General features: G+C 71.5%; 10 protein-coding genes. 2 read left to right on the top strand and 8 right to left on the bottom strand.

Going from position 1 to position 12,696, the window contains the following annotated elements:
* Positions 1 to 52: 52 nt before the first annotated feature.
* Positions 53 to 1,126, top strand: a complete 1,074-nt coding sequence (locus tag J8J14_RS18915) for an alcohol dehydrogenase (RefSeq protein WP_209381108.1) — start codon at positions 53 to 55, stop codon at positions 1,124 to 1,126.
* Positions 1,127 to 1,264: 138 nt separating this feature from the next.
* On the opposite strand, the gene rpmG is transcribed toward J8J14_RS18915, so the two are convergent.
* The 8 genes from rpmG to J8J14_RS18875 form a co-directional block, all read right to left on the bottom strand.
* Positions 1,265 to 1,432: a 50S ribosomal protein L33 gene (rpmG, locus tag J8J14_RS18910; RefSeq protein ID WP_073134866.1), complete on the bottom strand. Its 168-nt coding sequence runs from the start codon at positions 1,430 to 1,432 to the stop codon at positions 1,265 to 1,267.
* A 120-nt stretch (positions 1,433 to 1,552) separates the two neighbouring features.
* On the bottom strand, positions 1,553 to 2,749 hold the full coding sequence (locus J8J14_RS18905) for a S41 family peptidase (RefSeq protein ID WP_209381107.1): 1,197 nt from the start codon (positions 2,747 to 2,749) through the stop codon (positions 1,553 to 1,555).
* Positions 2,750 to 3,060: 311 nt separating this feature from the next.
* Positions 3,061 to 5,232 carry a ribonuclease R gene (gene rnr, locus J8J14_RS18900; protein WP_408896328.1) on the bottom strand — a complete coding sequence of 724 codons (2,172 nt, stop codon included), beginning with the start codon at positions 5,230 to 5,232 and terminating at the stop codon, positions 3,061 to 3,063.
* A gap of 178 nt (positions 5,233 to 5,410) precedes the next feature.
* The gene (gene topA / locus J8J14_RS18895) at positions 5,411 to 8,140 is read right to left on the bottom strand and encodes a type I DNA topoisomerase (RefSeq protein ID WP_209381105.1); all 2,730 of its coding nucleotides are present in this window, start codon (positions 8,138 to 8,140) and stop codon (positions 5,411 to 5,413) included.
* The gene (gene dprA / locus J8J14_RS18890) at positions 8,137 to 9,285 is read right to left on the bottom strand and encodes a DNA-processing protein DprA (RefSeq protein WP_209381104.1); all 1,149 of its coding nucleotides are present in this window, start codon (positions 9,283 to 9,285) and stop codon (positions 8,137 to 8,139) included. The genes topA and dprA overlap by 4 nt, the downstream gene beginning before the upstream one ends.
* Positions 9,286 to 9,876, bottom strand: a complete 591-nt coding sequence (gene plsY / locus J8J14_RS18885) for a glycerol-3-phosphate 1-O-acyltransferase PlsY (protein ID WP_245215959.1) — start codon at positions 9,874 to 9,876, stop codon at positions 9,286 to 9,288.
* The gene (locus tag J8J14_RS18880; RefSeq protein WP_209381102.1) at positions 9,873 to 11,141 is read right to left on the bottom strand and encodes a dihydroorotase; all 1,269 of its coding nucleotides are present in this window, start codon (positions 11,139 to 11,141) and stop codon (positions 9,873 to 9,875) included. The genes plsY and J8J14_RS18880 overlap by 4 nt, the downstream gene beginning before the upstream one ends.
* Complete coding sequence (locus J8J14_RS18875) at positions 11,138 to 12,079, bottom strand: aspartate carbamoyltransferase catalytic subunit (protein ID WP_209381101.1); 942 nt, start codon at positions 12,077 to 12,079, stop codon at positions 11,138 to 11,140. The genes J8J14_RS18880 and J8J14_RS18875 overlap by 4 nt, the downstream gene beginning before the upstream one ends.
* 77 nt (positions 12,080 to 12,156) lie before the next feature.
* On the opposite strand from J8J14_RS18875, the gene J8J14_RS18870 reads away from it, so the two are divergent.
* Entirely contained in the window at positions 12,157 to 12,675 is a 519-nt protein-coding gene (locus J8J14_RS18870; protein ID WP_245215958.1) for a GNAT family N-acetyltransferase, read from the top strand.
* Positions 12,676 to 12,696: the final 21 nt, after the last annotated feature.

The raw sequence follows: 12,696 nt of genomic DNA, 5'->3' as shown, positions 1-12,696 counted from the left end.
ACCCCGCCCCGGCCCAGGTGTGCCATGCGGCACCAAGCAAGGGAGGGATGAAATGCGGGCCTGGGCTGTAGTCGAAACCGGGGCGCCGCTGCAGGCGCTGGACATGCCGACGCCGGAGCCGCAGGGCGCGGAGGTGCTGGTCGAGGTGACGCATTGCGGCGTCTGCCATTCCGACCTGCATATCTGGGAGGGCGGCTACGACCTGGGCAGCCGCGGCAAGCTTTCCCTGCAGGACCGCGGCGTGGTGCTGCCGCTGGCCATGGGGCACGAGATCGTCGGGCGCGTGGCGGCGATGGGGCCCGATGCCAGGGGCGTGGCCCTTGGCGAGGCGAAGGTGGTCTTCCCCTGGATCGGCTGCGGCCAGTGCGAGCGCTGCCAGTCGGGCGAGGACAATATGTGCCCGAACGCCGCCCGCACCCTCGGCATCTACCGCAATGGCGGCTACGCCACGCATGTGCTGGTGCCGGACGCCAAGTACCTCGTGCCCGTGGACGGGGTGGAGCCCGCTGTCGCGGCGACCTATGCCTGTTCCGGGATCACCGTCCATTCCGCGATCAAGAAGCTGGGCACGCTGCCGCCGGACCGGCCTGTGGTGCTGGTCGGCGCCGGCGGGCTGGGATTGAACGCGATCCATATGCTCAAGGCGCTGGGGCACCGTCGTATCGTCTCGGTGGATGTCTCGGCCGAGAAGCTGGAGGCGGCCCGGGCGGCTGGCGCGACGGATACGGTGCTGGCCCAGGGCAGTGACGGGACCGAGGTCACCAAGGCCATCGTCGCGGCCTGCAGCGGCCCGGCCATGGCGGTGATCGACCTGGTGAACGGCAGCGCCACGGCGCGCTTCGCCTTCGATGCGCTGGGGAAGGGCGGGAAGCTGGTGCAGGTCGGGCTGTTCGGCGGGGAAATGTCCTTGCCGCTGCCGCTGATGGCGATCCGGGCCCTGACCATCCAGGGCTCCTATGTCGGGTCGCTGGATGACCTGAACGCGGTCATGGCCCTGGCGAAGGAAGGAAAGCTCGCCGCCCTGCCCGTGACGACGGAGCCGATGGAGAAGGCCAATGCGGTGCTGGAGCGGCTGCGGGACGGGAAGGTGACGGGCCGGGTGGTGCTGCGCGCCGAAGCGGCCTGAGGCGCAAGCCAGGGCTGGGCACCATGCGGGTGCCCGGCCCTTCTCCGGGGCGTGCCCATGCGAAAAACGCCCGTGGGGCACGGTGCCCCCGGGCGTCCTCGCCGCTTTACCCGGGCGGGCGCTGCGGCCCGCCGGGAATTACTTGATCTTGGCCTCGCGGAAGACGACGTGCTTGCGGGCGACGGGGTCGTACTTCTTCTTCTCCATCTTGCCGGTGGCATTCCGCGTGTTCTTCTTGGTCACGTAGAAATAGCCGGTGTCGGCGGAGGAAACGAGGCGGATCTGGATCGTGTTGGACTTGGCCATGGCTCTACTCGGGACTCGATTCCACAGGGGCGGGTGCCGGCCAGGGCCGGGTCGCGAAGGGGCCGCAACCTAGCCGCCACGGCGGCTGCGTCAAGCTTTTATCCGGCCCTCTCCCTGCGGTCACCGCGCCAGGGCCTGTTCATAGGCCTCCGGGTTCTCCAGCAGGGCACGGGCGGCCTGGAGATCAGCATCCCGTCCCTCCGCCGGGGGGCAGGCGCCGCGCAGCGCGGCCACCTCGCTGGTTACCAGGGGCGCCCGGGCGGCGCGGGCGCGGGCGAGGGGGATGGCCATCGGGCTGTCCGGGGTGCCGATGGTCGCCAGGTTGCGCGCCATGTCCTCCGCCCCCCGGCTGGTGCACAGGGCGGGCAGGACGCCGAGCATCTGCAGCGGCCAGCCCCGCGGGGCGACGATGCGGGACCAGGAAAGGGCGAGCTCGCCCCCATTGGGCAGGGGCACGAGCACCTGGATCAGCCCCTTGCCCATGGTGGCGCTGCCCACCACCACCCCGCGGCCGAGATCGCCCATGGCGGCGGCCACCACCTCGGCAGCGGAAGCGGTGCGGCCATCGACCAGCACCACCAGGCGCCGGCCCAGGGCGAGGTCGCCGGTGGTGGCATCAAAGCGGCGGCGGGACTCGGGGTGCCTGCCCTCGGTGGCCGCGATCACTCCGCCCGGAAGGAAGACATCGGCCACCCGGATGGCCTGCTGCAGCAATCCCCCCCGGTTCCCGCGAAGATCCAGCACGATGCCGAGCGGGGAATCCGCCGCCGGGTTCTCCTCCAGGGCGCGGCCCAGCTGCTCACGCGTGGCGGCGGAGAAGAGCGGGAGATGCAGCCACAGAATGCCATCCCGCACCCGCGCGGAGACGGAGAGAAGGGGAGCCGCGCTCCGGGTGAGAAGCACGTCCACCCGCCGGCGGCCGCGCCGGACCGAAAGGAGCACGCTGCTGCCCGGCGGGCCTTCGAGGATGGAATGGGCTTCGTCCAGGCCATCCGCCGAAAGGGCGATCCCATCCGCCGCGACGACGACATCGCCGGCCCGCAGCCCCGCCCGGTCCGCCGCGCTGCCCGGCGCCACCTGGCCCACCGCCACCACCCGGCGGGGCGCCGGGACCAGGGTGATCCCGAGGTCATTGGCCCCGAGGCGACGGTCCCGTGCCTGGCGGGCCTCATCGGCCGTGAGATAGCGGCTGTAGGGATCGAGATGGTTGAACACCTCCTCGAACCCGGCCTGGAGCATGGCCTGCCGTCCCGCGCGGCGCAGGGCCGGGGACTGGCGCTCGGCCTCGTTCAACAGGGCCGCAACGGCATCGGCCACCGATGCGGGGGTGTTGCCCGCCAGCTGGTCGGCCGACAGCGTCTCGGAGAAGCCGAGGACGAGGGCGGGGCCACGGCGGGTGGCCGAGAGATAGGGATCGAGCGCCTCCAGCCCGCGAAGCGTCCACAGGCCGATCAGCGCGGGCTCCGTGGGCTCCAGATGGCGTTCGGCGATCGCCCCGAAGGCGGTGCGGAGGTTCAGCGCGAAATCCTGCGCACCCTGGGCCCGAAGGGGAGCGGGGAGGGCAACGACAGTCCAGGCAAGCGCGGCCAGCGCCGCTGCATGCAGGCGGGGAAGGGTACGGCGTGTCGTCAGCGCGGTGGCTTCGCCCCTCGGGCCGGCTTGCCCGGGCGGGCGCCCTTGGGCTTGCGGTCCGTGATCTTCTGTCTTCCGCGCGGGGGCTGCGGCGCCTTGCGCGGCGCCGTCGCGCGCGGGTCGCCCATCATCAGCTGGAAGGTCAGGCTGCCCGTTCGCGGCACCGCCTCGGACAGACGCACCTCGACCTCCTGGCCAAGGCTGAAGCTCAATCCCGTGCGGCGGCCGAGCAGGCGCATCGCCGCGTCCTCGTGGAACCATTGGTCGTCCGGCAGCGCGCTCAGCGGGATGATTCCGCTCGCGCCATTCTCCTCTACTGTCACGAAGAGCCCGAAGCGTGTCACGCCCGAAACGCGCGCGGAGAAATGCGCCCCGACGCGGTCTGCCATGTAGGCGGCGAGGTAGCGCTCGACGGCGTCGCGTTCCGCCAGGGCTGCGCGGCGCTCGGTCCTGGTGATGTGCTCGCCGATATCGGGCATGGCGGCGGCCTCGGCGTCGCTCAGCCCGTCATCGCCGAGCTTCAGCCCACGGATCAGGGCGCGGTGCACCAGCAGGTCGGCATAGCGCCGGATAGGGCTGGTGAAATGCGCGTAGCGCGGCAGGGCGAGGCCGAAATGGCCGATATTCTCGGGGTCGTACTCGGCCTGGGACTGGCCGCGGAGAATCGTCTCGTTGATGAGACGGGCCTCGGGCATGTCCTTCGTCCTCTCCAGCACGCGCGCGAAGTCGCCGGGGCGCACGAGGTTCGAGGGCGGCAGGGTGATGCCGAAGCCGGAGAGAAAGCCCCGCAGCCCCTCCATCTTCTCGTCCGAAGGGCGGTCATGGACGCGGTACATGCAGGGCATGTGCAGCCGCTCCAGTTCCTCGGCCGCGCAGACATTGGCGGCGACCATGAACTCCTCGATCAGCCGGTGGCTGTCGAGGCGAGGGCGGGGCGCGACGGAAAGGACCTTGCCTTCCGCATCCAGGATGACGCGGCGCTCGGGCAGGTCGAGGTCCAGCGTGCCGCGGCGCAGGCGTGCGGCGAGCAGCGCCTCATAGGCACCGTAGAGGCGGGCGACATGGCCCTGTTCCAGCCCGGCATCCTCGCCGGCATCGCGCGCGGCCTGCACCCTTTCATAGGTGAGGCGCGCGGCGCTGCGCATGAGGCCACGGCCGAAGCGATGGCCGGTCTTCGTGCCTGCGCCGTCGAAACGCATCTCGACATAGAGGCAGCCGCGATCCTCGTCCGGTTTCAGGCTGCACCAGCCATTGGACAGCGCCTCCGGCAGCATGGGCACGACGCGGTCGGGGAAATAGACCGAGTTGCCGCGCAGCCGCGCCTCGCGGTCCGGCGGGGCGTCCGTGCGGACGTAATGCGCGACATCGGCGATGGCGACGATGACGCGCCAGCCCTGCTCCTCCGGCTCCGCGAAGACGGCGTCGTCGAAGTCGCGCGCGTCCTCGCCATCGATGGTGACCAGGGGGATGTCGCGAAGGTCGTCGCGGCTGCCGAGGGGGACGGCCTTCGCACGCTCGGCGGCCTCGATCACCTCGTCGGGGAAGGTGTCCGGGATGTTGTGGGCTGCGATGCAGAGGCGGGAGACGGCGCGGGGCTCGTCCATCCGGCCCAGCCGCTCCACCACCCGCGCGGGCTTGGGGCCCATGAAGCGCTCACGCGAGCCGCCGGGAATGGGCTCGGCATAGACCAACTCTCCGGGCTCCGCGCCGTTCTCCTGGCCGGGCGGGATCACCCAGGCGGCGCGGGAGCGGCGATCCACCGGCTCGACCAGCCCGGTGCTGAAGATCCCGAGGATGCGGGAAGGCGAGCCTCTGCCGATCCGCTTGAAGGTGCGGCCCTCATAGCGGCCCGGGCCGATGCGCGTGATGCGGGCGAGAACGCGATCCCCGGGCGCGAGGGCGGGCTGCCCCGCGCGCTCGGGGTGCATATGGATCACCGGCTTCTCCGCCCCTTCCCAGGTGATGGGGCGGGCAAGGGGCTCGCCGTCGGGATCGGTGCCGAAGACCTCCAGCGCGGCCATGTCCGGCAGGTTGGCGGAATGACGGATGGTGCGGCGTCCGACCGGGGCGATGCTGCCTTCCTCCTTCAGCGCGGCCATCAGCGCGCGCAGCGCGGGACGCTGGTCGCTGGAAAGGCCGAAATGGCGGGAGATCTCGGTCTTGCCCATCCGGCCCGGGGCCTCGCGCAGGAAGGCGCGAAGCTCCTCACGGCTGGGCAACGGGTTTGGCTCGCCGCCGGTTTCCCGGCGACGCAAGGGGGGTCCGCCAGCCCTGGGAAGGGCGCGCCCCGCGCCCGGGGCGGGGCGGCCGCCTTTCCGGGGCTCGCGGGGCGGGCGCGTCGCCAACTCAGCCCGACCGCTTGGCCGCGGGCTTCGCGGCCGGCTTGGCGGCGGCCTTCTTCGTGGCCGGTTTCGCGGCCGCCTTCGCGGGGGCCTTGGCTGCCGGCTTCGCTGTCTTGGCCGAGGCCTTCTTCGGCGCCGCCTCCGCCGAAGGGGCCGCAGCGGCCTTCTTCGCCGGCGCCTTCCGCCCGGCCGCGCCCTTCTTGGCCGGCAGGGGCTTGCCCTTCTCCGCGAGAAGAGCAACGGCCTGATCGAGCGTGAAATCCTCCATCTGCACGCCGCGCGGCAGGGAGGCCACGAGGTTGCCGTGCTGGGCGAAAGGACCGAAGCGGCCGCGCTTCACCTCCACCACGGCACCGTCCTGGGGATGGTTGCCCAGGGTGATGCCGCGGGGCTTGGCATTGGCCAGCATCTCCACCGCCCGGTTCATGCCGATGGACAGCACGTCGTCACCCGGCGTGAGGCTCTGCGACAGCGCGCCCATCTTCAGATAGGGGCCGAAGCGGCCGAGATTGGCCGTGATCTCCTCCCCCGTTTCCGGATGCAGCCCGATGATGCGCGGCATGTTGAGCAGGGCGAGCGCCCGCTCAGGGGTGAGCGTTTCAGGGTCCATTCCGCGCGGAAGGGAGGCGCGGCGCGGCTTGGTCGGCTTGCCCTTCTCATCCGTGCCGGGCTCGCCAAGCTGCACATAGAGGCCGTAGGGGCCGCGGCGGACCGAGACTTCCTGGCCTGTCTCGGGATCGGTGCCGAGGGTCCGGGGGCCGTCATTCGAGGCGTCCTCACCCTCCACCGGCACGGCGAGGGGGCGGGTGTAGCGGCATTCCGGGTAGTTGGAGCAGCCGATGAAGGCGCCCGTCCGTCCGAGGCGCAGGCCCAGCCGCCCGCCCATGCGGTGCTCGGTCTGGCAGACCGGGCAGGCGCGCGGATCGGTGCCGCCTTCGCCGGGCGGGAAGAAATGCGGGCCGAGATCCTCGTCCAGCGCGTCGATGACATCGCTGATCTTGAGGTCCTTGGTGGCGTCCACCGCGGCGCGGAACTGGTCCCAGAACTCGTGCATCACCTGGCGCCAGTCGGCCCGGCCGCCGGAGATGTCGTCGAGCTTCTCCTCCATCGTGGCGGTGAAGCCGGTGTCCACGTATTGCTCGAAAAAGGAGATCAGGAAGGCGGTGACGAGCCGACCGCGATCCTCGGGCACGAAGCGCCGACTTTCCAGGCGCACATAGTCGCGGTCCTGGAGCGTCTGCAGGATCGAGGCGTAGGTGGAGGGGCGGCCGATGCCGAGCTCCTCCATCTTCTTCACCAGGCTGGCCTCGGTGTAGCGGGGCGGGGGCTGGGTGAAATGCTGGCTGGCCGTCACCTCCCCTCGGCGGGGCTGCTCGCCCTCGGCCATGGGGGGCAGGGTCTTGGCCTCGTCATCGGCTTCCTGTCGGCTGTCGTCGATATCCTCGCGGTAGAGCTTCAGGTAGCCATCGAAGGCAATGACCTGGCCCGTGGCGCGCAGCCTTGCCTTGCCGCCGGCGTCGTCCAGTTCCACCGCCGTCTGGTCCATCTCGGCCGACTGCATCTGCGAGGCGACGGCACGCTTCCAGACCAGCTCATAGAGGCGGCGCTGGTCGGGGTTGAGGTAGCGGGCGACATCCTGCGGCGTGCGGGTCACGTCCGTCGGGCGGATCGCCTCATGCGCTTCCTGGGCGTTCTTTGCCTTGGAGGCGTATTCGCGCGGCGCCGCTGGCAGGTAATTCTCGCCGAAGGCGGATTTCACATGGTCCCGGATGCCCATCATGGCCTCGCGGGCCATCTGGACGCCGTCGGTTCGCATATAGGTGATGAGGCCGACGGTCTCGCCGCCGATATCCACACCCTCATAGAGCTGCTGGGCCAGGCGCATGGTGGCCTGGGCGCCGAAGCCGAGCTTCCGGCTGCTCTCCTGCTGCAGGGTGGAGGTGGTGAAGGGCGGCGGCGGGTTACGGCGGACGCGCTTCTTCTCGATGGAGGAGACGCTGAAGCGCCCGCCCTCGACCAGCGCCTTGGCGCGCAGCGCGGCGGCCTCGTCCGGAAGGTCGAACTGTTCGAGCTTCCGGCCTTCCAGATGAGTGAGCCGCGCCGTGAAGGGGGCGCCGGCCGGGGTCTGGAGCCCGGCTTCCACGGTCCAGTACTCGCGGGCGCGGAAGACCTCGATCTCGGCCTCCCGGTCCGTGATCAGCCGCAGGGCGACCGACTGCACGCGCCCGGCGGAGCGGCTGCCCGGCAGCTTGCGCCAGAGGACGGGCGAGAGGGTGAAGCCGACGAGGTAGTCCAGCGCGCGGCGGGCCAGATAGGCGTCGATCAGCGGGACATCGAGCTCGCGCGGGTGCTCGATCGCGTGCTGGATGGCGCGCTTGGTGATCTCGTTGAAGGTGATGCGGTGCACCTCCACGCCTTTCAGGGCGCGGCGGCTCTCCAGCATCTCCCGCACATGCCAGGAAATGGCCTCGCCCTCCCGGTCCGGGTCGGTGGCGAGGTAGAGGCGCTTGGCGTGCCCGGCCTTCAGGGCCTGGGCGATCTCGCGCACCTGCTTCTCGCCCCGGTCCTCGGAGGACCAGTCCATGGCGAAATCTTCCTCGGGGCGCACCGAGCCGTCCTTGGGCGGCAGGTCGCGGACATGGCCGAAGGAGGCCAGCACGGTGTAGCCGCTGCCCAGGTACTTATTGATGGTCTTCGCCTTTGCGGGCGATTCGACGACGACAACGTCTGTCATGCGGTGGGCTGGCCGCCTTCCAATCCTTCTGCGCGCTGAGCGCCGGACCGCACGACACGGTTTCCGGGCAACGCCTCGATCAGGCCCTCCAGCTCCAGTTCCAGGAGCGCGGCGCGGGCGTTTGGCGGGGAGAGGTGGCAGCGGCGAAGCACCTCGTCAACCGCAACCGGGGTCGGGCCGATCAGCGAGAGCAGCTCTGAATCGCCCGATTCGCCGGGCTCCGCATGCGGGGGTGCGGGCACATGCATGCGGGGGCGCGCGCCCCCACGCGAGGGGCTGGGGGCGAAGAGGGGCAGCGCCTCCGCCGTGGCGGGCAGGGTCTCCAGCACGTCGCCGGCATGTTCGCAGAACCGCGCGCCGTTCCGGAGCAGGTCATTCGAGCCCTGGCAGCGCGGGTCCAGCGGGGAGCCGGGGACGGCATAGATCTCGCGCCCGGCCTCGGCCCCGAGGCGCGCGGTGATGAGGGTGCCGGAGCGGTGGGCGGCCTCGATCACGACGATGCCGAGGCAGAGGCCCGCGACGATTCTGTTCCGTTTTGGAAAATGCCGCGCGAGGGGGGCCGTGCCGAGCGGCGCCTCGGCCAGAAGCAGGCCTTCGGCGGCGATCGCCTCCTGAAGGCTTCGATTCTCCGGCGGATAGGCGATGTCGAGCCCGCCCGGGATCACGGCGATGGTGCGGCCGTGGCGGAGGGCGCCGGCATGGGCGGCTGCGTCGATCCCCCGGGCCAGGCCGGAGGTGACGGCGACACCCGCCTCGGCCAGCGCCTCCGCCATGTCCTCCGCGATGCGGCGCCCGGCGGAGGAGGCGTTGCGGGAGCCGACGATCGCCACCTGGCGGCGGGGGAGAAGGGAGAGGTCGCCCAACGCCGCGAGGACCGGCGGGGCGTCATCCAGCGCGGCGAGAAGGGGCGGGTAGCCGGGGCCACCGAGATGAAGCCATTCGCCGCCCATGCCCAGAATGGCGTCGTGCTCGCCCTCCACCGTTCCGGGATCGGGCGGGGTGAAGCGGCGGGCGGGGTCGGCGGCCAGGGCGCGCAGGGCGCGTTCGGCGCTGCCATGCTGGGCCAGCAGGCGCCGGAAGGTCTGGGGGCCGATCCCCTCGGTGCGGGCGAGTCGGAGGCGCGCGAGGGAATCGGCCGGGTTCAACTACTTGCCCTGGCCGATCCGGGGCTCGGTGCCGGCCAGGAGGCGGCGGATATTCGCGTGGTGTCGCAGATAGACATAGGCCACGATGAGCGCGACCGGCCAGAAGAGCGGCCATCCGCCCCAGAGCCATGCCACCAGCGCGGCCACCAGCAGGCCGGCGAGGGCACTGGCCGAGGAGATCTTCACCAGCTTCGCCATGGCGAGCCAGGTCAGCCCAGCGGCGACGAAAACCGGCCAGGCCAGGGCGAGGAAGACGCCCAGCGCCGTGGCCACGCCCTTGCCGCCGCGGAAGCCGAGCCAGGGCGGATGGCAGTGGCCGAGCACGGCGGCGATGGCCGCGATGCCGGCGGTCTCCGGCCCGAACAGCGCGCCGGCCAGCCAGACCGCCACGGCGCCCTTGAGGAAGTCCAGCAGCAGCGTGGCGGCAGCGAGCTTCTTGTTGCCCGTGCGGAGCACATTGGTGGCGCCGATATTGCCGGAGCCAATGGAGCGGATATCGCCCAGCCCTGCGGCCCTGGTGAGGACCAGGCCGAAGGGAATGGAGCCCAGGAGCAGGCCGAGCAGGGCGGCCCAGAGCATGGCGGAGCTCATCCGAAGACCCGCCGGCCGGCTTTCCATGTGCCGACCACCCGGCCCTCCAGCGCGCGGCCATCGAAGGGGGAGTTCTGCGCCTTGCCCGGCAGCTTCCCGGCCTCGACCTTCCAGCCCCGGTCCGGGGAGAAGAGGACGAGATCGGCCGGGGCGCCGGGGGCGAGGCGGCCGGCCTCGAGGCCCAGCAGTTTCGCCGGCGCGGCGGTGAGCAGTTCCAGGCAGCGCAGCAGGGGCAGGTCCCCGCCATGGTAGCGGGCCAGGGTGACGCCGAGCAGCGTGGCGAGCCCGGCGCCCCCGGCCTCGGCCTGCGCGAAGGGCACGCGCTTGTCGTCGGCATCGCGCGGCTGGTGGTCGGAGGCGACGGCGTCGATCGTGCCATCCGCCAGGGCGGCGACCACGGCGCGGCGGTCCTCCTCCCGCCGCAGGGGCGGGGAGAGCTTGGCATAGGTGCGGAAATCGCCGATCGCCGTCTCGTTCAGGTCGAAATAGGGCGGCGCGGTGTCGCAGGTCACGCGCAGCCCCTCGGCCTTGGCCTGGCGGATCAGGTCCAGCGCGGCGCCGGTGGAGACATGGGCGAAATGCACATGGCCCCGGGTCAGGCGCGCCAGGGCGATGTCGCGCGCCACCATCATCGCCTCGGCCGCGGCGGGGGCGGCTGGCAGGCCCATGCGGGTCGCCATCTCGCCCTCGGTCGCCGAGGCGTTGCGGGCGAGGGACGGCTCCTCCGGGTGCTGCACGATGAAGGTGCCGAAGGCGCGGGCGTAGGACAGGGCGAGGCGCATGGTGCGCGCATCGGCGATGGCGTGGGTGCCGTCGGTGAAGGCGATGGCGCCGGCTTCCCGCAGCAGCCCGAACTCGGTCATCTCCTTGCCCGCGCAGCCCCGGGTGGCCGCGCCATAGGGCAGGATGGAGAGGCTGCCGGTCATCTCGCCCTTGCGGAGGATGAATTGCAGCGGGGCCGGGTCGTCCAGCGCCGGTTCGCTGTCCGGCAGGGCGCAGAGGGTTGTGATGCCGCCGGCCGCCGCGGCCTCAGCAGCGGATTCGATGGTTTCGCGGTGCTCCTGCCCGGGCTCGCCCAGGGCGGCGCGCAGGTCGATCAGCCCGGGGGCGAGGATGGCCCCGTTGCAGTCCAGCACCTCCGCGCCCTCCGGCGCGCCGGTGCCGTCGAGCGAGGCGATGCGGCCCTTCTCGATCAGCAGGCTGCCCGGGGAATCGCGGCCGCTGGCGGGGCAGACCAGGCGGGCGTTCTGGAGGATGATGCTCATCGGGCGTTGCGCCGCTGGTTCTGGGACAGAATGTCGAGCACGGCCATGCGGACGGCCACGCCCATCTCCACCTGCTCGCCGATCACGCTGCGGGTGGGATCGTCGGCGATGGCGCTGTCGATCTCCACGCCGCGGTTCATGGGGCCCGGATGCATGACGATGGCGTCAGGCTTCGCGTGGCGCAGCTTCGCGGCATCCAGGCCGTAGAAGCGGAAGAACTCCCGCGCGGAGGGGACGAGGCCGCCCTGCATCCGCTCCTTCTGCAGGCGCAGCATCATGACAACATCGGCGTCCTTCAGCCCCGCCCTCATGTCGTGGAAGACCTCGACGCCGAGCGCCTCGGCTTCCGCCGGGATGAGGGTTGGCGGGCCGACGATGCGGACGCGGCAGTTCATCGCCAGCAGGAGGTGGATGTTGCTGCGGGCGACGCGGCTGTGCAGCACGTCGCCGCAGATGGCGACCGTCAGGTTCTCCAGCCTGCCCTTGCGGCGGCGGATGGTCAGGGCATCCAGCAGCGCCTGGGTCGGGTGCTCATGGGTGCCGTCGCCCGCATTGATCACCGCCGCATCCACCTTCTGCGAAAGCAGGGCGGGGGCGCCGGACTGGGCATGGCGGATGACCAGGAGGTCGGTCTTCATCGCGTTCAGCGTGGAGGCCGTGTCCAGCAGCGTTTCGCCCTTGTTCACCGAGGAGGTGCTGACGGACATGTTGATCACGTCCGCGCCCAGGCGCTTGCCCGCCAGCTCGAAGCTGGTGCGGGTGCGGGTGCTGTCCTCGAAAAAGAGGTTGATCAGGGTCTGGCCGCGCAGCACGTCGCGCTGGGTCTTCCCGCTGCGGTTCAGCAGGGCATAGGACTCGGCGAGGTCCAGGAGTTCGGCGATGTAGGGGGGCTCAAGGCCCTGCAGCGCGAGGAGGTGCCGGTGCGGGTAGAGGGGCATGGGTCCTCTTTGCTGCCTGGGTGCGGCCGGGCGGGGCTGCTGGCGGGGCGGATGGGCGCTGTGTAGGGGAGGCCGGGTTGCGGGGGAAGGCTTGGGCGTGGCGCTCCATGCGGGAGGCGGACCTGCCGGCGGTTTCGGCGATCGCTTCGGCCGTGCATCCGGGGCTTCCCGAAGCGGACGGAGTCTTCGCTGAAAGGCTGCGGCTGGCCCCTGGGGCATGCCTTGCGCTGGAAGGGGATGGGGCGGTGCTGGGCTATGCGCTGGCCCATCCCTGGTGGCGCGGGCGGGTGGTGGCGCTGGACCGGATGCTCCATGCCCTGCCGGATGAGCCCGAGGTGCTCTACCTGCATGACCTGGCGTTGCTGCCCGCGGCCCGTGGGAGCGGCGCGGGGGCCGAGGCGGTGCGCCGCCTGGCCGCGATCGCGCGAGGGCTTCCCCTGGCCCTGGTTTCGATCGGCGGTACGGAGGTGTTCTGGCGCGCCCAGGGCTTCGCTCCCGTGGCCGACCCCGCGCTGGACGCCGTGCTGCGGAGCTATGGCGCCCAGGCGCTCTATATGGAGCGGGCCATCGATCTCAGCGGCGGCGGGTCCTGCTGACGGTGGCTGCGCGGCAGCCGC

This window comes from Pararoseomonas baculiformis (assembly GCF_017813395.1).
GTDB classification, from domain to species: Bacteria; Pseudomonadota; Alphaproteobacteria; order Acetobacterales; family Acetobacteraceae; genus Roseomonas; species Roseomonas baculiformis.
The sequence above is the reverse complement of the archived record's forward strand: the minus strand, read 5'-3'. Positions and strand labels throughout refer to the sequence as shown.